The following is a 24,652-nucleotide window of genomic DNA, read 5'->3' as shown; positions in this document are numbered from 1 at the left end:
CCAGGGCCTGCACATCTGTTGTGAGGGCTGGGTCCATGCATTCCCCATCCTTCGAAACGCGCTCTATCTCGGGGTTCAGGGACCGACCGAAATACATGTGTTCGATATCCCGGTCCGGTCGTTGAGCTTCACGAGCAGGCCCGACGACCGGCAAGGGGGACCCACATTGACCTCGGATGCATCGAACCAACAGCAGGCCGTCGCACCCGACGAGGTGGCGACATCGAGCGACTTCGCCGACGTCGGTGCCGCCTACGACACGCACTCGCGCAGTGCGCGGGGCCGTCTGCGTCACGACCTCGTCGAACGCCGGCTGCGGGCGGAGCTCCCCGGCCGTCCGCTCCGGGTCCTGGACGCCGGATGCGGTACCGGCGAGACGACCCTGCGGCTTGCCTTGGCCGGACACCTGGTGACCGCGGTGGACGCGTCCGACGGCATGCTCGCTGCCGTGGTCGACCGGCTGGCCGCCCACCCCGATCTGGAGGCACGGGTCCGCCTCCTCCAGGCGGACGTCGAGGACCTGGACATCGACGAGCGGTTCGACCTGGTGTGCTGCCACGGCGTGCTGATGTACCTGGCCCGACCGGACCAGGCGATCGCGCGGCTGGCGGGCCTCGTGGCGGACCACGGTCTGCTGAGCATCCTGACGAAGAACCGGCAGGCAATTGGCGTTCGAGAGGCCCTCCGGGGCGAGCATGCGACGGCGCGCAAGCTCATCGAGTCCGGTACGGGCGTGACCGTCGGCAACCTCGGCGTCCGCACCCGCGGGGACACGGCCGAGGATGTGGACCGACTCGCGGCCGCCCACGGGCTGTTGCCCCTTCCGTGGCAGGGAGTGCGCATCCTCAACGATCACCGCGTCGACTGGGCGCCGGAAGACGAGGAGTACGCCTTGGCGCGGGAGGCGGAGTGGGCGGCTTCTACGCGCGACCCGTACCGGCAACTCGCCCCGCTCGTACACACCCTCGCCCGCCGCGTACCGGCGCGGAGCACCCGGTGACGGCCCCCAGCGTCACCGAGGCCGTTGGGACATCGACTGCGGTGGCGCACGCCGTGCGCGCACTGTGGTGGCACGCGACCTCCTGCCTGGTGAGCTTTTGCGGCTGACGGGCCCGGCCCAGCTCCCCTACCGCGCGTAACAAGCCTCCGCGTACCTCGTGGCCGGCGGGCGTCCGTCCGGCGCCCTGACCGCTACCCGATCCCTCTCGAGCTGCTGTCCGCTACATGCCGCTCCGCCGACTCACCACCACGCCGACGCCCCAGGAAGGCGGCACCCATGTCCCCCGACCTCGACATCACCACGACCGAGCGGCGCGCCGAGATGGTGCACCGCCTCGAGACCGCAGGTGTCCTCACCGACTCCCGGCTGCGCGAGGCGCTGCTCTTGATGCGCCGGGAGGTCCTTCTCCCCCACGCGTACGTGCGGGTCAGCGGTCCGGGCGCGGATCCGATCGACTGGCGCCTCCTCGACGGCTCGCATCCGGACGACCGGGAGGAGTGGCTCGCCCTGATCCACAGCGACGAGTCGATCCTGCTCCAGCGGGACGGCGAGCCCCTTGACGCTCCCCCCCGTGGTCCCGTGACCGGCGGCCACATGACCTCCATGTCCACTTTCACCCCCGCTACCGTCGAAGCCCTCCAGGAGCTCGGGCTCGCGCCGGGCCTGCGGTACCTGGAGCTCGGTCCCGGGCCGGGGGTCTCCCTCGCTCTGGCCGCCGCCATCACCGGCGTCGGACTCGCGACCGGCGTGGAGCGGGACGGGCATATGGCGGCCTTCGCGCAGCGGCACCTCGACCGCCTCGGCGTCGGCGCTGCGGTGGTCGTGGGTGACGCGCTCCGAGGGCATGCGGCCCGGGCTCCATACGACCGGATCCACTCCGGAATCGGTGTGCCGTGCGTTCCGTCGGCGTGGGTCGAGCAGCTCGCGCCCGGTGGGCGGTTGCTGACCACGCTCACGACCCGGACGCCCAGCTGGCCCGGACAGCTGCTCGTGACCCGCGCCCGCACCGGCCGGGTCGAAGCCGTCCTGCGGGGCAGGCCGCGCGGGTACCGGCCGATGCTCGGCTACACATGGCTCAGCGCCGTGGATCACCGCGTACGGATCAAAGCCGATCCCGGCACGGCGCGGCCCACCCGGCTCGCACCGCCGGCGGACGACGCCTACGGATTCTGGATCGCCGCCGCCCACCTCGCGCCGGGCCTCGTACGGGACTTCCAGGCGGAGACGATGACGATCGTCGCCCCCGATGACGACTCCTGGGCCGTGGTCGGCCCCGGTGAGGGCACCGTCCGCGTCCACGGACCGCGGGACGTGTGGGCCGAGCTCGAGGACCTGTACAGCCACTGGGTGCGGGCCGGCTGCCCGGAGGCGTACCGCGTCTGCCTCTCCGACAACACCGGCATCCAGCCGGTAACCTCCGGCACCGGGCCCACGGCGCTGAGCTGGTCGCTGCCGGCACTCGCCGCCGTCCCCCGGCAGATGCCGTGACCACGCACCCGCAGGGCGGACATCGACGAGGCGGGGATCGTCCGCGCGGTCGCGTGCCGCCTCGGCAGGTTGTCCGGCGAGGCCGGTCGTCTACGAGCACAGCCGCCGACTCTGACAGCCCTCTGCATCACTCACCCACACCAGCTGCCTTACCTCAGACAGGAGTTATTCGTGCCCCAGCCGCAGACCCCTCTTCGTCCTCGTGTCGACAGCCACGTCACGGTGTGCAGGACAGCGCTCTCCCGGCGGTCGGGAGGAGGCGCGTGAGCGGCGGGCGGCACACCGTGCCGGTGGACGTACATCTGATCGCCGTACGCGACGGCGAGCAGGGGCCGGAGGTACTGCTGTCCCGGCGGGCCGGCGACGTCTACGCCTCGGGCCTGTGGCACGCGCCGTCGGGCCACCTGGAGCGGGAGACCGTCGTGGACGCCGTCGTGCGCGAGACGCTGGAAGAGACCGGCCTCGTCGTGGAGCCGGCGGACGTACGCGCGGCTGTCACGGTGCACCACCGGCCGCCGGGCGGGAAGGAACGGGTCGGGTTCTTCTTCGAGGTCCGCCGGTGGCAGGGCACCGCGCAGGTCATGGAGCGGGACAAGTGCGACGCGATGCGGTGGTTCCCGCTCGACCGGCTGCCGGAGCCGATGGTCGCCTACTGCCGGGCCGGCCTCGACGCCTACCGGGCCGGTGTGCCGGTCGCACTGCACTTCCAGGGCCCTGACGACCCGATCGCCTACGACCCGCAGGTCGACCGCCTCCGTCTCGTACGCGGCCCGGGGCCTGCGGACCCGGGGCCGGAGCCCGCCGTGCGCGACTTCGCCGAGCGTGCCGTCGGCCGCATCACCACATGAACGGACGTGTCCTGGGCCCGGGAGACCAGCCGTGTGTGGCGCGTGCGTGGGGCGGCGGGTGGCGAGTGGCGAGTGGTTCGTGAAGGTTAACCAGAACGTTTTACCGAACGCGCCTTGGTTGTCCGCGTCATTCGTAGGCAGGGGCTTCGGCGTCTTCGCATGTCCCTTTACCGACCGGCCTGGTTGTTGCTTTCACGTACATCGGCGTGGAGGTAGCGGAGTGCGAAGTGTGATGGTGCTGGAGGACTTTCGGGTTCAGCAGATGCCGAGGGCTGGAGGCGGGTGGTCGTACACGATCTGGCGTGCCGATGGCGGGGTGGAGGAGGAGTCGGATCGCTTCCTGCGGTTGTCGAGCTTCAGCACCACGCCCACTCCGTCCCCAGGACCATCGAGTGACGGGTGCTTCGTATCAGCGGCCGGAGACCTCACGCAGCCATCGCGCATGCTGGCGGACCCGCGATGCGTCCTCGGGGAAGTAGCTGGCCCAGTCCTCGTTCAGGGACGTCCAGGCCGCCGGCTGTCCACTCTCTGTGACCAGAGGCGTTGCCGCACTCGCAATCGCGACGAACGACAGCCCAAGAGTCGCCGGCCAGTCCCGGCGATAGGAGCGCACCGTGGCCGCGGCTGGTTCCGGCAGCAACTCGGCCTTGACGCCGGTCTCCTCGAAGAGCTCACGACGTGCTCCCTCTCGGGGCGTTTCCCCCGGCTCGACGCGTCCTCCCGGTGGGACCAAGCCCCGCCACCGGTGATGAACGAGCAGCACCCGAGCGAGATCCTCATCGAAGACCCACACCTCTGCGGCAAGCGGCTCCGAAGGCCCCTGGCGGGCGACGGCCAGCCACTCGCCAGCACCGTCAAACTCCACCTTCGCCAGCCGGACATCGGCGGCTGCGGCCTCTGCCACCCGTTGATCAAGCGCATCGTGAATCACCGGGACAACATAAGGCGAGGGTCTGACAACAGGATGGCACCGGACAACGCCCCGGACACCCACGCGACGCCCCAACGCAGGATCCACGCGAGCGCTCTCCCCGAGGCGCCGGCCGTTGCCGCTCCCCCGGGGCCGTACGACCGGATGGACCGTCACCTGGACTCCGCGCGGCCGCTGCTCGAACCGGGGGACGAGGTGTGCGTCCGCTCGGCCGTCGCCGCTGCCCGCGAGCTCGGGCCGCTCACGCCGGTGGTGACCCACGGCGACTTCCCGCTGCGCAACCTCCTCCTCGGTGACGACGGCACGGTGCTGGTCATCGACTTCGAGCGCAGTGAAGCCCAGCCCTTGGTACGGGACTTCGTCCGCGTCCTGGCACACTTCGAGGGTCGGCCCGACCTGGCGGCAGCATTCTTCGCCGGCTACGGGCGCCCGCTGACCGGCTCGGAGGAGGCGCATCTGATCGCGAGCGCCGCCGTGGACTCGGTCTCCGGCATCGCCTTCGGAACTCGGGCCGGGGAGCCGGAACTCGTTGAGCGCGGACGCCGCACCCTCGCCCTGCTCCGTACCGGAATGACATGGCCATTCCTCCGTCCGCAAGGAGTTCCGCGATGAATCCCGACATCGGCGCGCCCGCTGTCACAGGACCGGTCCTCCCGAGAGCGGCGACGCCGGACGACGCTGCCGAGATCGCCCGGCTGCGCTCCGAATTCGTCCTCTCCGAGCCGCTCGACGCCACCTGGCTGGGCATCTGCCGCGATCAGATCGCCGCCCGACTTGGGCCCGGCGCAGATGCCCGCGCCTACGTGATCGACGCCCCGGCCGGTGGCCTCGCCTCGTGCGCGCTCGCCTTCATTCACCCTGTCCTGCCCGCCCCGAGCTACCCCCGCGGGCTGGCCGCCCGCATCCACGCCGTCGCCACCGAACCCGCGCACCGGCGGCGGGGCCTCGCCCGGGCCGCGCTCGCAGCGCTTCTGAGGCGGCTGGAGGAGGACGGTGTCACCCTCTACGAGCTGCACGCGAGCGAGACCGCCGCACCGCTGTACGAGCAGCTGGGATTCCGGCGCGATGCGGCGCTCATGCGGATGACGAAAGTGCCCTCCGTGGCGGAGACGGCCGCCTCGTGAGTGCCCACCGTGCCCGCGGATCGGGGGCTCAAGGGGTTCCGGCTGCCCGGGGACAGCACCGCGCACGTACTGGAGGCGGTCTGGCCCAGGATCCTCCTGGCGTTGAGCGCCCGTCGCTGGAAGGTGAACGCATGCCCGGCCCACCCGCCGTCGAGTTTCTGGACGACACCGAGATCACGTTCGTCGAGTACCCGCCACCGATTCTCACCTCGCGCGAGAAGAGAGAGGTGGACCGCATCTGGCGGGAGACCCAGGAGCGCAACCCGGCCACGTTCGACGGACCGATCGCAGCCGCTCTCGGAGTCGACCGGCCCCGCAACCGCCCGCTGATGGTGCGGTGGGCGCCGATGACGTACCGAGCCCGGGCCCTTCGGCGGCTCCGCCCGCACCACCAAGTCCCCGGGTCCATGTACGTCACCGTGCTCCTGCCGACCGAGAACGGACTGTTGGTCGGTCGCGGGGCGCCCAGTACCGCGCATCCCGGGTACTGGACCCTGCCCGGCGGAGCCGTCGAGCCACCCCCTCCGGGCAGGGGCCTGGACCTGGCCGCGTTGCGCCGTCACGCCGCCCGGGAACTGGTCGAGGAAACCGGTGTCCGCGTCCCCTCCGAGGAGCTGGAGCTGTGGACGATGACCCGGGGAAGGCGGTACGGCAGTCTCGGGTTCCACTTCACGTCCCTCACCACTTCCAGCGAGCTCGTACGCCGACGCCATGCGGGCCTCCCGCTGGCTGAGTGCGACGACCACGGCATGGGGCCGGAGCTCGACGAGCTCGCCTTCGTCGCCTCGCCGAACGAGCTCGCGGGCTTGGGACCGACAGTGGACTACCTGCCCCAGGTTCTCGGCCGGTACTTCGCCGCGGACCGGTCGGACGTGGGGCATCCGTCGTCGCGCAGCTGATCTCGGGCGTTGGCGCCGTCCGGCTCCTCGCTGCGCGCCGTACCCGTCGCCCCGTCCGGTATGACCGGCAGGACTTGCATCTGGTCACGCCTGCATGCTCTGCTGCATACTTTCCGTATGCCAGACACCAGCGTCAGGATCGACGAGACCACGCGGGACCGGTTCAAGGCCCTCGCCGACGCCGCCGGACTGTCCGTGAAGGACTACCTGGAGCGCGTCGCCGACGAGAAGGAGCGCGAGCAGCTCCTCGACACCGCCACAGCCGCCTTCCGGCGTGCCATCGGCGCCCCTGGCATCGTGAGCCGCTTCGACGCCGACTTCGGCGGGCTGCCGCCGGCCAAGCACGAGACTCCGCGGGCGGCCTGACCCGTGCAGCTGCTCGTCGACGCCCGCTGGCTGCTCGACCGCCAGGAAGACATCCTCCGCAGGGACCTCACGGTCAGCGACTACTCGGTCCTGGCCGGCATGGCCGCCCGCCACCGGGTGAACACGCCGCACATCGACCAGGCCGATCCGGACGCCTTCTGGCGCGCCGCGGTCTTCCTGCAGGAGTGCGTCCTGCTCCGCCCGCTGCCCGCCCGCAATGAGCTGTACGGCTACGGGGTCGCCATCGCCTACCTGGAAGCCTCCGGCCACCGTGTCGACACCTCGTACGAGCCCTGGCGCGACCTCATCCGCGACATTCAGGCCCTGCGGCTCACGAGCTACGACATCGCCGACCGGCTTCGGTCGTTCGGGCAGCAGTCCTAGTTCCGGGCCGGCCGCCCCCGTCGCGCCTCGGGCAGCAGGGACACCGTGCGACCCAAGGTCGTCACGGACGCGGAGGCTCCCCTCCGCTCCTCTGCCCTCCTGGGTCGACCGGTAGGCGGAGCCGGCCGGATTCGAACCGGCGTCCTCGCGATTTTGGAGACCGCGCGCGTCGACCTCTGCGCTACGGCCCCGCCCAGCGGATCGTACGGGACAGCACCAGTACTGCGGCGGTCTTTAGCGCCCGTCTCCAAAGCGGCTGATGGAGCTGGTTTCTGCTTCCGTGAAGAGGCTGATGGAGCTGGTTTCTGCTTCCGTGAAGAGGAAGGCCACTTCTACCTGCCGTCTCGTGCCCTCTCGTAGGCGGCCAGTTCCCCTGCATTGCCGACGAAGGCCGGGCCGCAGTGTGTCGGCAGACGATCCATGACCATCGCTACTGCAGCTTGCGCGCTGTCCGTCTCGGCGATCCGCGGACTGTTCCGGCTCGGCCCTTCGACGTCGTACCGGCCCTCACCCAGTGTGCCGATGTAGGGGAGGTCCCACGTGTAGCGGGCCTCCGTGCATCTGCTGAAGTGCAGCTCCCACATACCGGTCCAGGGGTAGAGCCGGCGAAGCAGCGGCTCGGCATGCGCCACCCGCACCAGCTCGCCGAACGGAGCGAAGAGCGGCCAGTCCTCCCGCCGGCGAGGTTCACCCGCCGTGGTGAGGATCTTGTGCCAGGCTGCTTCGACGGTATGGGTCATACCGTGATTGTGCATGCCCCTGCTGCCCGTCATGGGCCCTCAGCCCATCACGCGGAGGGCTGACCACCAAGCTCCACCTCGCCGGCGACGGCGGAGGCAGGCCCACCGCTTGGTCAGCACGTCCAGCGGTCTGCGCGGGCCGTGGAGAACGACTCCGCCGGCGACGGGGCCAGGATCGCCCAGATGCCCGCCGGCGGCTCGGCCGGGCAGGGATCGGCGATCTTCGCCGTGTGATGTCAATGCTCCCCGCCGGAGCCGTTCTGGACATCGCGGAGAGGTCTACGCGCGAGGAAAGAAGTGCCCTTATATCGGAAGGCACCATTCGACAACGTCCTCTTTAGATCTTCGACCACAACCGTTCATCGAGGAGCCCAATCCAGCCCAGGCCGGGAGAGACTTTCGGACGCACTGTCCAGAAAGAACCAAAGGAACGACCCATGCGCCCAAGACCTTTCGGCATGACCGCCTCCCTGGCCGCATTCGGACTACTCGGCTCCCTCGTCACCGCCTGCGGCTCGTCCGAGAGCGACGCGACCACGCTGCGGCTGGTGGTCCCCGAGTACGGCACCAGCCCGGCGACCAGCTCCAAGGCCTACTGGGACAAGCTGACCACCGCCTTCACCGCCGCCCATCCCGACAACAAGGTCGAGGTGACCGTCTACCCGTGGGCCGACGTCGACCACGAGGTCACGCGCATGGTCGAGGCGGACAACGCCCCCGACGTGGCTCTGATGGGCGCGTACTCCGACTTCGCCGCGCAGGGCAGCCTCTACACCGCCGATGAGGTGATGTCGGTCAGATCGGAGGCGAATTTCCTGCGGCCGCTCGCGGACGCGGGCTCGGTCGACGGCAGCCTCTACGGCCTGCCGTTCGTGGCCAGCAGCCGGCTGCTCTTCTACAACGAGGAGCTGTTCGACAAGGCCGGAGCGAAGCCGCCGAAGACCTGGTCGGAGCTGAAGGAAGCGGCCCAGGCGCTGAAGAAGGAGGGCGTGCGCTACCCGTACGCCCTGCCGCTCGGTCCTGAGGAGGCGCACGCCGAGGCCCTGATCTGGGAACTGAGCAACGGCGGCGGGTACACCGACGACAGCGGCGGCTACAACATCGCGTCCGAGCAGAACACGCAGACGTTCCGCTGGATCAAGGAGAACCTGGTCGTGCCGGGGCTCATCGGCCCGGTGGCGCCCGCCAGCCTCAACCGGCAGGACGCTTTCGACGCCTTCCTGCGCGGCGACGTCGGCATGCTCAACGGCTATCCCTCGCTCCTGCACGAGGCGAGGGCCAAGGGCATGAAGGTCGGCACCCTGCGCATGCCTGTCTCGGACTCGCTGGGTACCGAGGAGCCCCCGCCGGCGGCGGGCGTCGCCGACTGGATGATGGCTTTCCGGCACGACGGCAATCGCGAACTGGTGAGCCAGTTCCTGGACTTCGTCTACCAGGACAAGAACCTCAACGAGTTCGCGGGACGCTACCACCTGCTGCCGGCGACGGTGTCGGCCACCGAGGCGTCCCAGTACGCGGCGGACGACCACGGCGCCGAGCAGTTCCTGGCGGCCCTGCGCAGTGCCCAGCTCTACCCGGTCGACGAGCCCTCGTGGCTCGAGATCAGCAACACCATCAAGCGGAACATCGGCAAGGCCGTCGCGCCCTCCGCCGACCCCAAGGCGGTGCTGGAGCAGATCGCCCAGCAGGCCAAGGACGCAACCCAGCGGTAGGAGCGTCTCCGCAGTCCCCGGGCCCATGAAGCCCTTCTCGTCGCTCACGAAGCACCCACAAGGTGCGCGAGCGACGACCATCCGCCTCCCGGCACAGCAGTCCGCGCGTCGCGGAGCCTCCCGTCAAGGTGAGCGCACACCGACGCCCTGCCCGCCCAGGAGGGTTACGAGTACGACCAGCCGGACCTCCGGGTTCTGTTGGTGGTCCACAACGTCACCTCGGCAGGCCGCCTGTTGGACCTGCTTCCGCTCTTCCACGACGACTTCCGTATCCAGACACTGGTGACGTCGACGGGGTCCTCGGCATTCCAGGGCGAAATCCGCGAACTCTTCGCCGAACTGGAGCTTCCCGAGCCGCCTTGGGCGCAGGCTCTTTCGACCCCGGTGGATCTCGCGATTTCCGCGAGCTCCGGCGGAGAACTCACCGCAATTCAGGGTAATTTGTCCGTTCTTTCCCATGGTGCCGGATACACTAAGAAACTCAGCCAGCCGCAAGCCGGGAGCCGACGTTCGGGCTGTCGCCTGAGTGGCTGCTGGCCGACGGGAAGCCGTTCGTCGACGGTCTCGTACTGTCCCACCCCCAGCAGCTGGAGCGGTTGGGGCGGGTCTGCGCGGAGACGGTTCCCTCCGCCGTACTCGGTGGCGATCCCTGCTTCGACCGCATGCTCGCCGCGCGTCCGTACCGGGAGCGGTTCAGGCGAGCCCTGGGGGTGCGCCCCGGTCAGCGACTCGTCGTCCTGAATTCTGCCGCTCCTCGGTACCGGCCGGGAGGGGGGTCTCGCGCCCAGGGTCCTTCACACCGGGGCGCCTGCCGACAACGTGAGGTTCTTGCCGATCTCCCCCGCCGCCCCGTTCCCCACACCCAGCAGGAACGTGGTGAGCGCACTGAGCGCCACGACCTCCAACACGTCGGCCCCTCGCCCTGATGGCCACCCGGTCCTGGCCGGGACTGTAACGCCGCGGCTCACGCTCGCGGAAACGTCGGAAGTCCGACAACATCCCCTCCCGGCCAGAAACATGCGGACGACGGGCGCGGGGACGAGCGACACCTGTCCGCCGAATGTGTCACCTCGTCGCCGTCGGCGTGGCGCTCGGCCCCGGCGGCTTCCGGCTGGTCTCGATGACAGTGTCGTGCCTCCTGCGCACCGGACCCGTTCCGTGTGCGGGCGTCCTGAGGTGCCCGTCGGGCCGACTGGGCGCATCCTGGCACCAGGGGTGGATACCTCCTGGCCGACGAGGAGGCCGTGTGGGACCGAGGGACCAGGCGGGGAGCGACGGCTCCCGTGCTGAGGGCGGCCCCGCGCTCAAGGGCGTCGCGGCCGCGCTGCTCGACGCCCGGGGCCGGATCGTGTGGTGGTCGCGGTCCGCGCGGCGGTTGCTCGGCTGGAGCGGCGAGGAGGTGGCCGGGCGGCCCACCCCTGACGTCCTCGGTGAGGTCGAGGCGTACCCGGAATCCTCGGGGCGCGTCCGCCGCGTACGGCTGCGGCACCGGGCGGGGCACGTCGTCGAGGCGGACGTCCTGGTCTCGGAGGCGGACGGCTCGGCCGAGCGGCTGGTGCTGATGCGGCTGCCCGGCGAGCCCGGCGGCTGGGACCAGGAGCGGGACATCGCCCGGGCGCTCCTGGCCCAGGACGGCATCGGCGTCGCCCAGTACGACACGGCCGGGCGACTCGTACGGACGAACGCGGCCATGGATTCGCTCCGCCCACCGGGGGCCGGGGACGACTGGCTGGGCGGGCTCGCCGCCCGGGACGGCGGCGAACCGGCGCGGGCGGCGTTCGAGCAGGTCACCGCCACGGGGACACCGCTCGCCGCGCGCCTCTACGACCTGGGGTCCGACGGCGGCGCGGCCGCGCTGTCCGTGTCCTGCTTCCGGATCGACGACGGCGTCGGCGAGCCGCTGGGCATCATGGTCGAGGCCTCCAGGGTCATGGACACGGGCCCGCACCTCGACGCCGCGTACCGCACGGCCTTCGAGATCGGGCAGTCGCTCGACGTGGTCCAGGTGGCGCAGGACCTCACCCGCGTCCTGGTACCGGCCCTGGGCGATTACGCGACGGTCGACTACCCGGAGGACGTACTCGAGGGCCGGGACCCGCCGGACGGCTACCCGGGGCAGGAGGCGTCCGCCCCGCGCCGGGTGGCGGTGCGGGCCGCCGACGGGGCGTGGCCGGCCCGGCTGATCCAGGTGGGCGAGCCCATCCCCCGGGTGGCGGAGACGCCGGAGATCGCGGCCAGGCTGGTCGGCGACGTGCTCGTCGCCGACGCGGAGCAGGCCCGGCGGAACCTCGGGGGCGATCCGGAGCAGATCGCCAGGTTCCTGCCGGAGGGCGCGCACGCCTCCCTCGGCTGCCCGCTCTACCGGCGCGGGCGGTTCTTCGGGTACGCGGCGGTGTACCGCACGCGTACCGCCGCGTCCTTCGACGAGGCCGACGTCAAGCTGATGCACGATCTGTGCGCGCGTACGGCGACGGCCATCGACAACGCCTTCCGCTTCGCCCGCGAGCACCAGACGGCGGTCGTCCTCCAGCGGAGCCTGCTGCCCCCGGCGGCCACGCGCAGCACCGCCGCGGAGACGGCCGGCATCTACCTGCCCGCCGGTGGTTCGGTCAGCGTGGGAGGTGACTGGTACGACGCCTTCGACCTGTCCTCGCTGCGGGTCGGGCTCGTCGTCGGGGACGTCGTGGGGCACGGCCTGGAGGCGGCGGCCACCATGGCCCGGCTGCGTACGGCGGTGCAGACGCTCGCCGAACTCGACCTGCCGCCCGACGAGTTGCTGACGCGGCTCGACGACCTGGTCCGGCGCATGCAGATCGAGGCCGAGCAGCCGGACACCGTGGGCGGCTCGTGTCTGTTCGCCGTGTACGACCCGGTGGGCCGCACATGTCGGATGGCCTCGGCCGGCAATCCTCCACCGGCGCTCGTCACACCCGACGGCAAGGTGTCGTTCGTGCCCCTCACGCCGGGGCCGCTGCTCGGGGTGGGGGACAATCCGTTCGAGGTCACGACGCTGACCCTGCCCCCGGGAAGCACGCTGGTCTGCTACACCGACGGCCTTCTCGGGCGGGACGTCACCGCCGGGGCGGAGCGCCTGAAGGCGGACCTCGCCGCGCTGAGCGGCGCCCATGGGACCCCGGCGGCCCTGGGCGACGCGCTCGTCGCGCGGAGTCCGCACACGGAGAATCCTGTGGACGACATCAGCGTCCTGCTCGCCAGGACGCGGGTCGTGGCCGAGGAGTCCATGGCGGTGTGGGAGTACCCCGCGGACCTGTCAGCGGTGCGCGAGGCACGCGCGCAGGTCCAGGCGCGGCTGGAGGAGTGGGGGCTCGACGAGCTGGTGTTCAGCACCGAGCTCATCGTGAGCGAGCTCGTCACCAACGCCATGCGGTACGCCGGCGGGCCCGTCACCCTGCGGCTCGTGCGGGACCGCGTGCTGGTGTGCGAGGTGTCGGACCCGAGCAGCACACAGCCCCGCCTCCGCCGGGCCCTCGCCACGGACGAGGGCGGCCGGGGGCTGTTCCTCGTCGCCCAGCTGACGTCCCGCTGGGGCTGCCGCTACACGACGCGCGGCAAGACGATCTGGACGGAGCAGAACCTGCCGGAACCAGAGCCCTCCGCCTGACGCGTGGGGTCGCCCGCCTGGGTCGTGCGCGGCGGGCGTCCTTGCAGGTGGGGCGGCGGACGGATGCCTGGCTGTCCACTCTGTGGACAGATGTTTGGGACGCTTCCGACGGGTGCTAGCGTGCCACCCATGCAGCACATCGCCGACCTCGCCATGATGCGAATGATGCCCCGAACCTCGGAGGCGCTTCGCTAGCGAAGCCGTGTGCGCACAAGATGCGACGGACCCTCCGGAAACGGAGGGTCCTTTTTTGTTACCCCAAATCAGTCACCCCGGGGCCTGGGTGCCGACAGCCCCAGTCCTCATTCGACAGAAATGCGAAGTATCTGCCATGACCCTGCTACCGGTCGTCTCCCTCACCGACTGTGCCGACGCCAACGCGCTGGCCCGGCAGTCCACCCGGATCGCCACCCTCTTCGGCGCCACTCCGACGGTGCTGCCGCTGAGCGGTCCCGACCCGGAGGGCGCCGCCGCCCTGACGCTCCTCGACCTGCTGCGTTCCACGGATCTGATCGGCGGGCCGACGCAGCCGGTGGTGGTCCTGGTCAACATCGCGCCGAGGGACGGGCACTGGCCCAACGGTGTGCCGTTCTGCTGGTTCCGCCACGGCGACCACCTGGTCATCAGCACCCTGAACCACCGGGTCCTCGCCCCCCTCGCCACCTACCTGGGCATCACCGAGGTCCACGTCACCGACGTCCGCGAGGTCCTGGAGGCGGCCGCCGCCGGATGGGCCGAGCTCGCGCCGGCCGAGATCGAGGAGATGGTACGGACCCAGTTCCGCAGCCTGTGGTACGTGCCCCTCCTTGCCCGCTGGCTCGCCGACGGCCGCGACGTCCCCGCCCGGCCGACGGCGGTGCCCCAGCCCGTCACGCACGACGTACGGGTCGCCGTCGTGGACAACTTCGGCAACTGCAAACTCGACCGGCCCGCCACCGAACTCCCCGGCTACACCACGGCCAAGAGCCTCCTCGTCCACAACCGGCACGAAGGCCGCGCCGTCCAGGTCCGCTGTTACGACCGGCTCCCCGACGTTCCCCTCGGCGAACCCGGGATCACCATCGGCAGCTCTGGCGTCGGCTTCGCCGAACTCGTCGTCCGCGGCGGCTCCGCAGCCGAGGTCTTCGGCCTCAACCAGGGCGACCAGGTCCTCAGCCTCGCCGGCTGACACGCCACCCGTTCCTTCACCCTCCCGGTCTTCCCTTTCTTAAGGACTTCTGATGTCCCGTACCCGAATAGCTCTTTCGGCCTCCGCCGCCGCCGTCGTCGTGCTGGCAGCAGCCGCCTGCGCACCCCAGCCGCAGGCCGACCCGAAGGCGTCCGGCTCCGCCGGAACCGCTGCTGCCTGCACAACGGACAGCGCGAGTCTTCACAAGCCGGGTCAGTTGACGATCGCGACGGATTCTCCGGCGTACGAGCCGTGGTTCGACAGCAACACCCCGTCCAACGGCAAGGGCTTCGAGAGCGCGGTGGCCTACGCGGTGGCCGGGAAACTGGGCTTCGCGAAGGACCAGGTGAAGTGGGTCGTCGAGCCCTTCGCCCATTCCTACGCCCCCGGCGCGAAGGCCTTCGATTTCGACATCAACCAGATCTCCATCACCCCGCAGCGCGCGAAGGCCGTTGACTTCTCCACCAGTTACTACACCGCCAACCAGGCCATCCTGACCCTGGACGGATCGAAGTTCGCCGACGCCACGTCCCTCAGCGCGTTCAAGGACGCGAAGATGGGCGTGCAGGTCGCCACCACCAGCTACCAGGCCGTCCTGGAGCGGCTGAAGCCCACGCAGAAGCCGAGCGTCTTCAACACCACCAAGGACGAGGTCACCGCGCTGACGAACGGTCAGATCGATGCCATCGTCACCGACCTGCCCACCGTCTTCTACCTGGCGGGCGCGGAGCTGGACAACGGAAAGATCGTCGGCCAGTTCGGCTACGCGGGCGGCACGCCGGAGAACTTCGGCCTGCTCCTGCCGAAGAACAGCGGCTACACCTCCTGCGTGAACCAGGCCCTCGACGCCCTCAAGGCCGACGGGACTCTGGCGAAGCTGACGTCGACGTGGCTGTCCGCCTCAGCGAACGTCCCCGAGCTGAAGCAGTAACGGGCCTGTCGTGGAACTTACGAAAACACCCGCGCCCCCGGCGGCGGACGACGCCTACATGCCCAGTGATCACGAACTGGAGCGGCAGCGTTTCCGGCGCTCGCGCAAACGCCGTCAGACCTGGGCCGCCTCTCTGTGCACGCTTCTCGCGCTGGTCACGGTGGGGGCCGGGGCGGTCGCCTCACCCGGCTGGGACCGTGTCAGGAGCCTGTTCCTGGACTGGGCCGAGCTGCGGGCCGCGTTCCCCGAGCTCCTTCACGGCTTCTGGCTCAACATCCAGATGTTCCTCGTCGCCGAGGTACTCATCCTCGTCCTGGGGCTGCTGATCGCGCTGGTACGGGTGACCCGTGCGCCGGGTCTGCAGCCGCTCAGGCTCGCCGCGACCGTGTACGTGGACGTCTTCCGGGGTGTTCCGACGCTCCTGCTGGTCTTCCTCGTCGGGTTCGGCCTGCCGGCCCTGCAGCTGCAGGGCACCCCGTCCGACCCCTGGGTCCTGGGCGTCATCGCCCTCGTCCTGTCGTATGCCGCCTACGTCGGTGAAGTCCTGCGCGCAGGGCTCAACTCGATCCATCCCGCCCAGCGCAACGCCGCCCGCGCGCTCGGCCTGAACGAACGGCAGACCCTGCGGCACGTCGTCCTGCCCCAGGCCGTGCGCAACGTCCTGCCGCCGCTGCTCAACGACTTCATCGCCCTGCAGAAGGACACCGCGCTCGTCTCCGTCCTCGGCCCGCTCGAAGCCCTGCGCGCCGCGCAGATCAAGGCCGACTACGACTTCAACTACACCCCTTACCTCGGAGCGGCCCTGTTGTTCATCGCCGTCACCATCCCCCTCACCCGCTTCGCCGACCGTCTCCAGCGACGCGCGGCCCAGCGCACCTGGGCGGAGGCCGGCCGATGAACCAGCCCCTCCTGCGCATCCGGGGCCTTCGCAAGCAGTACGGATCGCGCCTCGTCCTGCGCTCGATCGACCTCGACGTCGCCGAGCACCAGGTCGTCTGCCTCATCGGCGGTTCCGGATCCGGCAAGTCAACGCTCCTCCGATGCGTCGACCTCCTCGACGTCGTCGACGACGGCACCATCCACCTCGGCGACAGCGAACTCACCGACCCGCGCCTGGACCCGGACATCGCCCGCCGCCGCATCGGCATCGTCTTCCAGGCCTACAACCTCTTCCCCCACCTGACCGTCCTCGACAACATCACCCTCGCCCCACGCCAGGTCCACCGCACCCCCCGCAAACAGGCCGAGGCCACGGCTCGTGAGCTGCTGGCCCGCCTCGGGCTCGCCGACAAGGCCGACGAACACCCCGACCGCCTCTCCGGCGGACAACAACAACGCGCGGCCATCGCCCGCGCCCTGGCCACCGAGCCGGAGCTGCTGCTCTTCGACGAGATCACCTCGGCCCTCGACCCCGAACTCGTCGGCGAAGTCCTCGACGTCGTCGCCGACCTCAAACAGCGCGGTCTGACCATCCTCATGGCCACGCATGAAATGGACTTCGCCCGACAGGTCGCCGACCAGGTCTGCTTCCTCGAGAACGGCGTCATCGTCGAGCAGGGCACCGCCGAACAAGTCCTCACGGCCCCCCGGGAACAGGCCACCCGACGCTTCCTCGCACGGGCACTCGACCGCACCTGATCACGGCGCGGCTGCGGGGCGCCCGGGCCTCAGCGGGTGAGGCTCGACTGTCGGACGACCAGTTCCGGTTGCAGGATGACGTGTTCGTGGCGGTGCAGGTGGGCGTTCTCGCCGGTCTCCTGGAGGAGGAGGCCGGCGGCGATGGATCCGATGGTGAGGGCGGGGCGGCGCACCGAGGTCAGTGGCACGGTCGCCGCCGCCGCGAACTCGATGTCGTCGTAGCCGACGAGGGCCATGTCGTCGGGGACCCGGACGCCCGCAGCGTACAGAGCCTGGAGGACGCCGAGGGCGAGCAGGTCGTTGGCGCAGAACACGGCGGTGGGGCGCTCGGCCAGACCGAGCAGCCGGGCGCCCGCGTCGCGTCCGGCGGCGACGTCGAGCCGTTCGGCGGGGATCTCCTGGAGCGCGTCGGCGGGAAGTCCCGCCTCGGCCAGGGCGAGGAGGGCGCCGTCGCGGCGGTCCCGTATCTGCTGGAGGTGTGCGGGGCCGCTGACATAGGCGATCGAGCGGTGTCCGGCGGCGGTCAGATGACGGACCGCCAGCGATCCGCCGACCACGTCGTCGACGGAGACCGAGCAGGCGTCCGTGTCGGCGGCCACCCGGTCGACGAGGACGAAGGGGATGCCGTGCCGGCGGAACTCCCCGAGGCCGGCGCCGCTCGGGTCGGCGGGGGTGACCAGGACGCCCCGGACGCGTTGTTCGGCGAACAGGGACAGGTAGTCGGCCTCCTCGCGCGGGTCCTGGTCGCTGTTGCAGACCATGACGCCCAGGCCGGCGGCGCGGGCGGTGCGCTCGGCGCCGCGGGCGAGGTCGACGAAGAAGGGGTTGCCCATGTCCAGGACCAGCAGGGCCATGATGCGGCTGCTGCCGGCCCGGAGCTGGCGGGCGTACTCGCTGCGCACGTAGCCCAGGCGGGAGATGGCGCCCTGCACCTGGCGCCGGGTCTCGTCCGAGACCTGGTCGGGCCGGTTGATCACGTTGGAGACCGTGCCCACGGAGACGCCCGCCTCGCGCGCCACGTCCTTGATGCCGACCGTCCGTGCGCCTCGTGTCATCCGTTCCACCTGCTCTGTCCTGCGCCGTGCTCGTCCGCGCGTGGTGTCGCCGGGAAGAGCCGTCCTGTGCGGCCGGCCTCGCCGTTCATGCGAGGTGGAAGACCTCGACGAGCGGACGCATGGCGGCGTCGGGCGCCCGGCCGTCCAGCTCCTCGAAGTACTCGGCCATCTCCGCCTGCCAGCGGGCGTTCACCTCGGTGGCCTCCATCGCGGCGCGGGCCCGGTCGAAGTCCGGGGTCTCCAGGTAGCCGACGAGGAGGCCGTCCTCGCGCAGGAAGAGGGAGTAGTTGTGCCAGCCGGCCGTGGACAGGGCGGCGCGCATCTCCGCCCAGACGTCCTCGTGGCGTTCGCGGTATTCCGCGGCCTTCTCGGCCCGGACCTTCAGCAGGAAGCAGACGCGCTGCATCGGTTACCTCGTTCCCTGTGGGGGCAGGGGGCCCGCACCTCACGGCGCGGGCCCCGCTCGGCCTGACGGATCAGAAGTCGAACCGGTCGATGTTGGACTTGTCGAAGACGGTCGGCTTGCCGAGGGAGACGACGCCGTCGTCACCGATGGTGTACGTGCCCAGGTCGCCGGCTTCGAGGGTCTCGCCCTTGGCGCCCGTGATCCGGCCGGACTCCAGGGCGACGGCCGCGTGGGCGGCGAGCGCGCCGAGCCTCGCCGGGTCCCACAGCTCGAAGCCCTCGACGGTGCCGTCCTTGACGTAGGCGCGCATGTCGTTCGGGGTGCCCAGGCCGGTCAGCTTGACCTTGCCCTTGTACTGGGAGCCGGACAGGTACTGGGCGGCCGCCTTGATGCCGACCGTGGTGGGCGAGATGATCCCCTTCAGGTTCGGGTACTCCTGGAGCAGGCCCTGGGTCTGCTGGAAGGACTTCTGGGCGTCGTCGTCGCCGTAGGCGATCTTGACGAGCTTGATGTCCTTGTACTCCGGCTTCGCCAACTCCTTCTTCATGAAGTCGATCCAGGTGTTCTGGTTGGTGGCCGTCTGGGCCGCCGAGAGGATCGCTATCTCGCCCTTGCCGCCGATCTGCCGGGCGAGCAGCTGGACCTGGGTGCGGCCGAGGTCCTCGGTGCTCGCCTGGGAGACGTAGATCTGGCGGCAGTCGGCCTGGGTGTCGGAGTCGTACGTGACGACGCTGATGCCGTTCTTCATGGCCTGCTTGAGGGCCGTGCACAGGGCGCCGGGGTCCTGGGCGGAGACGGCGATGCCGTCGACCTGCTGCTGGGTGAGGGTGTTGACGTAGGAGACCTGTCCGGCGGTGTCGGTGCCGCTGTTGGTGCCGACCTCCTTGTACGTGGAGCCGAGCTGCTCCAGTGCCTTCCTGCCGCCGTTGTCGGAGGTGGTGAAGTACGGGTTGTTGACCTGCTTCGGCAGGAAGGCGACGGTCAGGCCCTTCTTGGTGGCCGCGTTCGGGTCGGCCTTTCCGGTGACGGCCGGTCCCGCGTCCGCCTTCGCGGAGTCCTTGGTCGTGCCCGAACATGCGGTGGCACCGAGGACGAGGGTGGCGGTGACGGCCAGCGCGGCGGCGAGACGGCGGCTTCTGGCGGAGGTGTCGTACATCGTGCTTCCTTTCGCTGCCGCGGGGCAGCAGGGCGGGACCGGCGGACGCCCGGGCTCGGGGCGACGCGGGTGTGGGGAGGGCGGTTCTCGTGGGGTCAGGGGGTGGTCGCGGCGCTGCTCGGGGGCGGGGGCGCGGTGGTCTTCCTGCGTGCCCGGGCCTGGGAGAGTTGTCGGCCGACGCGGGGGGCGAGGACGGAGACGACCAGGAGGACGCCGGTGACGACGATCTGCGACTGGGCGGAGACGTTCACCAGGCTCATGACGTTCTGCAGGGTGCCGAGGAGGAACACTCCGGCGATGGCGCCGCCGAGGGTGCCCTTGCCGCCGTCGAAGTCGACGCCGCCGAGGAGGACCGCGGCGATGACTGCCATCTCCAGGCCGGTGGCGTTGTCGTAGCGAGCGCTGGCGTAGTGCAGGGCCCAGAAGACGCCGGTCAGCGCGGAGAGGACGCCGGTGGTGACGAACATCGACAGCTTGAGCCGCTTGACCCGGATGCCCGCGAAGCGGGCGGCTTCCTCGCTCGCCCCGGTGGCGAACAGCGAGCGCCCGACGGGGGTGGCGTGCAGGACGACGACGGCGACGGCGGCGAGGACGGTGAAGGGGAGGGCGGCGTACGGGATGAAGGTGTCGCCGATCCGTCCGGCGCCGAAGTCCAGGTACGGGGCGGGGAAGTCGGTGACGGAGTCGGAGCCGAGGACGATCTGCGCGATGCCGCGGTAGGCGGCCATGGTGCCGATGGTGACGGCGAGGGACGGCAGGCCGAGGCGGGTGACGAGCAGTCCGTTGACGAGTCCGCAGACGACGCCGAGGAGCAGGCAGAGCGGGATGATCGTCTCGATCGCCATGCCGGCGTTCCACAGGGCGCCCATCACCGCGCCCGAGAGTCCGGCGGTGGAGCCGACGGACAGGTCGATCTCGCCGGAGACCACGAGCATGGTCATGGGCAGGGCGATCAGGGCGATCGGCAGGGTGTTGCCGATGAGGAACGACAGGTTCAGCGCGTTGCCGAAGTTGTCGACGAAGGAGAAGGAGCAGATCAGCAGGGTCAGCAGGAGGGCGCCGACGGCGGTGTCCCAGCGCACCGCGCCCTGGAGGCGGGCGAAGGTGGAGGGCTGCTCGGTGGTGTCAGGCATGGCGGGCACTCCTCAGCTGTGCGGCCTTCTTGCGCAGGGAAGCGGCCACCCGCAGGGCCAGGATCCGGTCGACGGCGATGGCGAGCAGCAGCAGGAAGCCGTTGATCGCGGTGACCCACACGGAGCTGACGCCGAGGGCGGGCAGGACGCTGTTGATCGAGGTGAGCAGCAGGGCGCCGAGCGCGGCTCCGTGGACGGTACCGGAGCCGCCGGTGAAGGCGACGCCGCCGACGACGACGGCACTGACGACGGTGAGGTCGTAGCCGGTGCCGGTGGCGGAGTCGACGTTGCCGAAGCGCGCCAGGTAGAGCGCGCCGGCGAGGCCGGCCAGGGCGCCGCAGAGCACGTACGCGGTGGTGATCCGGGCCCGGACGGGGACACCCGCGAGGCGGGCGGCCTCGGGGCTGGAGCCGAGCGCGTACATGTCGCGGCCGCTGTGGTAGTTGCGCAGGTAGTAGGCGACGGCGGCGAGGACGGCGCCCGCGAGCAGGGCGAGGTAGGGCACCACGGCGATCCCGTCGTGGCCGAAGTCGACGAAGCTCTTCGGCAGGGCGTCGGCGGTGATCTGGCGGGAGCCGACCCAGATCGAGTCGATGCCGCGGATGATGTAGAGGGTGCCGAGGGTCACCACCAGGGCGGGCACTTTGCCGAGGCTGACGAGTGTTCCGTTGAGCAGGCCGAAGGCTGCTCCGAGGACGGTCGCCAGGAGGATCGCGAGGAGCGGGTTGCCGCCGTCCTGGAGGTAACTGCCCGCGGCGAAGGCGGAGATGCCGAGGACGGAGCCGACGGAGAGGTCGACGTTGCGGGTGATGACCACGACGGCCTGGCCGGTGGCGACCAGGACCAAGATGGTCGCGTTGAGCATCAGGTCCTTGATGCCCTGCTCGGAGAGGAACTCGGTGTTGGTCAGCTGGGTGGCGCCGAGCATGACGACGAGGACGGCGGCGACGGCGAGTTCGCGGGCCTTGAAGACCTTGGCTACGAGACTGCGCGAGGCGGCGGGGTGGGGTGCGGTCTCGGCCCGCACCGGGCCGGCGGTCGTCGTCATGCCGCTTCCCTTCCACGGTCGGCACGGCCGGTCGCCGCTGCCATCACGGTCTCCTCGGTCGCCTCGGACCGCGGGATCTCGGCGGTGAGCCGCCCCTCGTGCATCACGAGGACCCGGTCGGCCATGCCGAGGATCTCCGGGAGGTCGGAGGAGATCATCAGCACCGCGACGCCTTCGGCGGCGAGCGAGGAGAGCAGGCGGTGCACCTCGGCCTTGGTGCCCACGTCGATGCCGCGGGTCGGCTCGTCGACGATCAGTACGTGCGGGGAGGTGGCCAGCCACTTGGCCAGCACGACCTTCTGCTGGTTGCCGCCGGAGAGCGTGCCGACGACGTCGGAGAGGCGCGCGTACTTGACCTGAAGGCGTACGGCCCAGTCCACCGCGCGGCTGCGCTCGGCGCGGCGGTTCATCAGCCCGGCGCGGGAGGTGGTGGCGAAGCCGGTGAGGCCGATGTTCCGCTCGATGGACATGTCCATCACCAGGCCCTGGGCCCGGCGGTCCTCGGGGACCAGGGCGAGACCGGCCGCCATGGCCAGGCTCGGCGCGCCCGTCGTCAGCTTCCTGCCGAGGACCTCGACCTCGCCGCCGTCGAAGCGGTCGACGCCGAACACGGCCCGGGCCACCTCGCTGCGGCCGGCGCCCACCAGGCCCGCGAGCCCGACGATCTCGCCGCGACGCACGTCGAAGGAGACGTCGGTGAAGACGCCTTCGCGGGTGAGGCGGCGCACGCTGAGCGCGACCTCGCCGATCTCGGTCTGCTGCTTGGGGTAGAGCTCGGCGAGGTCGCGGCCGACCATGCGGCGGACCAGGTCGTCCTCGCCGAGGCCCTCGACGGGCTCGCTCGCGATGTGGGCGCCGTCCCGCAGGGTGGTGACCCGCTGGCAGAGATCGAAGATCTCCTCCAGGCGGTGCGAGATGAACAGCACCGCCGCCCCCTGCTCGCGCAGCGTCTTGACGACGCGGAACAGACGGGCCACCTCGCTGCCGGTGAGCGCGGCCGTCGGCTCGTCCATGATGAGGACGCGGGCGTCGAAGGAGAGTGCTTTGGCGATCTCGACCAGCTGCTGGTCGGCGATGGACAGACCGCGGGCGGGCTGGTCGGGGTCGAGGGCGACGCCGAGGCGGGCGAAGAGGTCCGCCGCGGCCTGCTGGACGGCCTTGTGGTCGACCCGGCCGAGCGAGCGGCGGGGCTGACGCCCGACGAAGATGTTCTCCCCCACCGACAGGTCGGGGAAGAGGGTCGGCTCCTGGTAGATCACGGCGACGCCCGCGTCGCGGGAGTCGGCCGGGCTGTGGAAGTCGACCGGCTCGCCGTCGAGCAGCACCGTGCCCGTGTCGGGACGGTGGACGCCCGCGAGGGTCTTGATCAGGGTCGACTTTCCGGCACCGTTCTCGCCGGCGAGGGCGTGGGCCTCTCCGGCGTACAGCCGCAGCGAGACGCCGCGCAGCGCCCGGACAGCGCCGAAGGACTTGCTCACCCCCTCCAGCGCGAGCACCGGAGTGGCCTCCGGTTCAGAGTGCGTCATTGCGTGTCTCCATGGGTGTGGCAGGGGTCTGCGGGGGTGGGCGCGTCGGCGGGGCACGACAGAAGGCGCCAGAGAAGTCACCCGGACTGAAATGTTTCATTCGGGTTGCCTGGAAGCTAACCCCGACCGCCCCGGCGGTCAAGAGCCCTCACCCGGCCACCCTCCTGCACAGCACCTTGACGACCACCTGCACGCGAGCTAGCTTCCCTCTCGAAATGAATCGATTCATTGCATCGGTCGGTTCCCTGTTCACCGGCCCCGGTCCCCGGGGCTCTCCCGTTCTCCCAGCCACCCCGAGGTGACCATGCCTGACATCGCTGCCGTGAAGGCCGCACTCGCCGGCCAGCGGATCGAGACACCCTCCTGGGGCTACGGAAACTCCGGCACCCGGTTCAAGGTGTTCGCGCAGTCGGGCGTGCCCCGCACCCCGTACGAGAAGCTCGACGACGCCGCCCAGGTGCACGCGTTCACCGGCGTCGCCCCCAAGGTGTCCCTGCACATCCCGTGGGACAAGGTCGACGACTACGCCGCCCTGGCCGCGTACGCGAAGGAGCGCGGCCTCGAACTGGGCGCGATCAACTCCAACACCTTCCAGGACGACGACTACAGGCTCGGCAGCGTCTGCCACCCCGACCCGAGGGTGCGCCGCAAGGCCGTCGACCACCTTCTGGAGTGTGTCGACATCATGGACGCGACCGGGTCGACGGACCTGAAGCTGTGGTTCGCCGACGGCACCAACTACCCCGGCCAGGACGACATCGTCGCCCGCCAGGACCGGCTCGCGGAGTCCCTGGCCGAGGTGTACGGGCGGCTCGGCGACGACCAGCGTCTGCTCCTTGAGTACAAGTTCTTCGAGCCGGCCTTCTACACCACCGACGTGCCGGACTGGGGCACCTCGTACGCCCACTGCCTCAAGCTGGGCCCCAAGGCCCAGGTCGTCGTGGACACCGGCCACCACGCGCCCGGCACCAACATCGAGTTCATCGTGGCCTTCCTCCTGCGGGAGGGGAAGCTCGGCGGCTTCGACTTCAACTCGCGCTTCTACGCCGACGACGACCTGATGGTCGGCTCCGCCGACCCCTTCCAGCTCTTCCGGATCATGCACGAGGTCGCCAGGAACGGCGGCCTGGGCGCCGCCGCGAACGTGGCCTTCATGCTCGACCAGTGCCACAACATCGAGGCGAAGATCCCGGCCGTCATCCGCTCGGTGATGAACGTCCAGGAGGCGACCGCCAAGGCCCTGCTCGTCGACCCCGGCGCGCTCACCGACGCCCAGCGGGACGGTGACGTCCTCGCGGCCAACGCGGTGCTGATGGACGCGTACAACACCGATGTACGGCCGCTGCTGCGGGAGCTGCGCGAGGAACAGGGGCTCGACCCCGACCCCGTCGCCGCGTACGCCGCCTCCGGATGGCAGGACCGGATCGCGGCCGAGCGCGTCGGCGGTGAACAGGCCGGCTGGGGAGCCTGACCGACG

General features: G+C 70.6%; 23 protein-coding genes, 1 tRNA gene and 1 pseudogene. 16 read left to right on the top strand and 9 right to left on the bottom strand.

Annotated elements, in window-relative coordinates; translation table 11 throughout:
- Nucleotides 1-166 precede the first annotated feature (166 nt).
- The 3 genes from AC07AW_RS16745 to AC07AW_RS16735 all read left to right on the top strand — a co-directional run bounded on the left by AC07AW_RS16745 (nt 167) and on the right by AC07AW_RS16735 (nt 3,336).
- Nucleotides 167-1,000, top strand: coding sequence for a class I SAM-dependent methyltransferase (locus AC07AW_RS16745; RefSeq protein WP_478816169.1), 834 nt, complete (start codon nt 167-169; stop codon nt 998-1,000).
- A gap of 276 nt (nt 1,001-1,276) precedes the next feature.
- Nucleotides 1,277-2,488: a methyltransferase domain-containing protein gene (locus tag AC07AW_RS16740; protein WP_478816168.1), complete on the top strand. Its 1,212-nt coding sequence runs from the start codon at nt 1,277-1,279 to the stop codon at nt 2,486-2,488.
- A gap of 263 nt (nt 2,489-2,751) precedes the next feature.
- Complete coding sequence (locus AC07AW_RS16735) at nt 2,752-3,336, top strand: NUDIX hydrolase (RefSeq protein WP_478816167.1); 585 nt, start codon at nt 2,752-2,754, stop codon at nt 3,334-3,336.
- A gap of 409 nt (nt 3,337-3,745) precedes the next feature.
- Here the strand turns inward: AC07AW_RS16735 and AC07AW_RS16730 are convergent, their stop codons facing one another.
- A complete protein-coding gene (locus AC07AW_RS16730; protein WP_478816166.1) occupies nt 3,746-4,267 on the bottom strand; it encodes an NUDIX hydrolase in 522 nt (173 codons plus the stop codon).
- Nucleotides 4,268-4,300: 33 nt separating this feature from the next.
- Between AC07AW_RS16730 and AC07AW_RS16725 the strand changes: the two genes are divergently transcribed.
- From AC07AW_RS16725 to AC07AW_RS16705, 5 genes are all read left to right on the top strand, one after another.
- Complete coding sequence (locus AC07AW_RS16725; protein ID WP_478816165.1) at nt 4,301-4,879, top strand: phosphotransferase family protein; 579 nt, start codon at nt 4,301-4,303, stop codon at nt 4,877-4,879.
- The gene (locus AC07AW_RS16720) at nt 4,876-5,391 is read left to right on the top strand and encodes a GNAT family N-acetyltransferase (RefSeq protein ID WP_478816164.1); all 516 of its coding nucleotides are present in this window, start codon (nt 4,876-4,878) and stop codon (nt 5,389-5,391) included. Before AC07AW_RS16725 ends, AC07AW_RS16720 begins: the two co-directional genes overlap by 4 nt.
- 131 nt (nt 5,392-5,522) lie before the next feature.
- The gene (locus AC07AW_RS16715; RefSeq protein ID WP_478816163.1) at nt 5,523-6,290 is read left to right on the top strand and encodes an NUDIX domain-containing protein; all 768 of its coding nucleotides are present in this window, start codon (nt 5,523-5,525) and stop codon (nt 6,288-6,290) included.
- A 117-nt stretch (nt 6,291-6,407) separates the two neighbouring features.
- Nucleotides 6,408-6,656, top strand: coding sequence for an antitoxin MazE7 (locus AC07AW_RS16710; protein WP_392160495.1), 249 nt, complete (start codon nt 6,408-6,410; stop codon nt 6,654-6,656).
- 3 nt (nt 6,657-6,659) lie between these two features.
- Nucleotides 6,660-7,040: a toxin Doc gene (locus AC07AW_RS16705; protein ID WP_478816162.1), complete on the top strand. Its 381-nt coding sequence runs from the start codon at nt 6,660-6,662 to the stop codon at nt 7,038-7,040.
- 116 nt (nt 7,041-7,156) lie between these two features.
- Here the strand turns inward: AC07AW_RS16705 and AC07AW_RS16700 are convergent.
- Together AC07AW_RS16700 and AC07AW_RS16695 are read right to left on the bottom strand one after the other, a co-directional pair.
- Nucleotides 7,157-7,231: transfer RNA gene (locus AC07AW_RS16700), tRNA-Trp, on the bottom strand.
- 141 nt (nt 7,232-7,372) lie between these two features.
- Nucleotides 7,373-7,780 (bottom strand): DUF6193 family natural product biosynthesis protein, encoded by a 408-nt coding sequence (locus tag AC07AW_RS16695; RefSeq protein ID WP_478816161.1) that lies wholly within the window; start codon nt 7,778-7,780, stop codon nt 7,373-7,375.
- 437 nt (nt 7,781-8,217) lie between these two features.
- Here AC07AW_RS16695 and AC07AW_RS16690 point away from each other — a divergent pair, with 437 nt between their 5' ends.
- The 7 genes and pseudogenes from AC07AW_RS16690 (at nt 8,218) to AC07AW_RS16660 (ending at nt 16,851) form a co-directional block, all read left to right on the top strand.
- Nucleotides 8,218-9,492, top strand: coding sequence for an extracellular solute-binding protein (locus AC07AW_RS16690; protein WP_478816160.1), 1,275 nt, complete (start codon nt 8,218-8,220; stop codon nt 9,490-9,492).
- 147 nt (nt 9,493-9,639) lie between these two features.
- Nucleotides 9,640-10,238: pseudogene (locus AC07AW_RS16685) on the top strand (hypothetical protein); the annotation flags it as partial.
- A gap of 500 nt (nt 10,239-10,738) precedes the next feature.
- Entirely contained in the window at nt 10,739-13,114 is a 2,376-nt protein-coding gene (locus AC07AW_RS16680; RefSeq protein WP_478816159.1) for a SpoIIE family protein phosphatase, read from the top strand.
- A 331-nt stretch (nt 13,115-13,445) separates the two neighbouring features.
- Nucleotides 13,446-14,282 (top strand): SAM hydroxide adenosyltransferase, encoded by an 837-nt coding sequence (locus tag AC07AW_RS16675; protein WP_478816158.1) that lies wholly within the window; start codon nt 13,446-13,448, stop codon nt 14,280-14,282.
- 52 nt (nt 14,283-14,334) lie between these two features.
- Nucleotides 14,335-15,213, top strand: coding sequence for an ABC transporter substrate-binding protein (locus AC07AW_RS16670; RefSeq protein ID WP_478816157.1), 879 nt, complete (start codon nt 14,335-14,337; stop codon nt 15,211-15,213).
- Between the two features lie 58 nt (nt 15,214-15,271).
- Entirely contained in the window at nt 15,272-16,111 is an 840-nt protein-coding gene (locus AC07AW_RS16665) for an amino acid ABC transporter permease (protein WP_478816266.1), read from the top strand.
- Nucleotides 16,108-16,851 carry an amino acid ABC transporter ATP-binding protein gene (locus AC07AW_RS16660; RefSeq protein WP_478816156.1) on the top strand — a complete coding sequence of 248 codons (744 nt, stop codon included), beginning with the start codon at nt 16,108-16,110 and terminating at the stop codon, nt 16,849-16,851. Before AC07AW_RS16665 ends, AC07AW_RS16660 begins: the two co-directional genes overlap by 4 nt.
- 29 nt (nt 16,852-16,880) lie before the next feature.
- Here AC07AW_RS16660 and AC07AW_RS16655 read toward each other — a convergent pair whose 3' ends face one another.
- From AC07AW_RS16655 to AC07AW_RS16630, 6 genes are all read right to left on the bottom strand, one after another.
- A complete protein-coding gene (locus AC07AW_RS16655) occupies nt 16,881-17,906 on the bottom strand; it encodes a LacI family DNA-binding transcriptional regulator (protein WP_478816155.1) in 1,026 nt (341 codons plus the stop codon).
- An 85-nt stretch (nt 17,907-17,991) separates the two neighbouring features.
- On the bottom strand, nt 17,992-18,312 hold the full coding sequence (locus tag AC07AW_RS16650; RefSeq protein ID WP_478816154.1) for an L-rhamnose mutarotase: 321 nt from the start codon (nt 18,310-18,312) through the stop codon (nt 17,992-17,994).
- A gap of 70 nt (nt 18,313-18,382) precedes the next feature.
- On the bottom strand, nt 18,383-19,468 hold the full coding sequence (gene rhaS / locus AC07AW_RS16645) for a rhamnose ABC transporter substrate-binding protein (RefSeq protein WP_478816153.1): 1,086 nt from the start codon (nt 19,466-19,468) through the stop codon (nt 18,383-18,385).
- A 95-nt stretch (nt 19,469-19,563) separates the two neighbouring features.
- On the bottom strand, nt 19,564-20,601 hold the full coding sequence (locus AC07AW_RS16640; RefSeq protein ID WP_478816152.1) for an ABC transporter permease: 1,038 nt from the start codon (nt 20,599-20,601) through the stop codon (nt 19,564-19,566).
- A complete protein-coding gene (locus AC07AW_RS16635; RefSeq protein ID WP_478816151.1) occupies nt 20,594-21,649 on the bottom strand; it encodes an ABC transporter permease in 1,056 nt (351 codons plus the stop codon). The genes AC07AW_RS16640 and AC07AW_RS16635 overlap by 8 nt, the downstream gene beginning before the upstream one ends.
- On the bottom strand, nt 21,646-23,175 hold the full coding sequence (locus AC07AW_RS16630; RefSeq protein ID WP_478816150.1) for a sugar ABC transporter ATP-binding protein: 1,530 nt from the start codon (nt 23,173-23,175) through the stop codon (nt 21,646-21,648). The genes AC07AW_RS16635 and AC07AW_RS16630 overlap by 4 nt, the downstream gene beginning before the upstream one ends.
- A gap of 304 nt (nt 23,176-23,479) precedes the next feature.
- On the opposite strand from AC07AW_RS16630, the gene rhaI reads away from it, so the two are divergent.
- Complete coding sequence (gene rhaI, locus AC07AW_RS16625) at nt 23,480-24,646, top strand: L-rhamnose isomerase (RefSeq protein ID WP_478816149.1); 1,167 nt, start codon at nt 23,480-23,482, stop codon at nt 24,644-24,646.
- Nucleotides 24,647-24,652: the final 6 nt, after the last annotated feature.

Source organism: Streptomyces sp. NPDC044003 (genome assembly GCF_056435185.1).
This window is presented reverse-complemented; position numbering and strand designations above follow the sequence as displayed.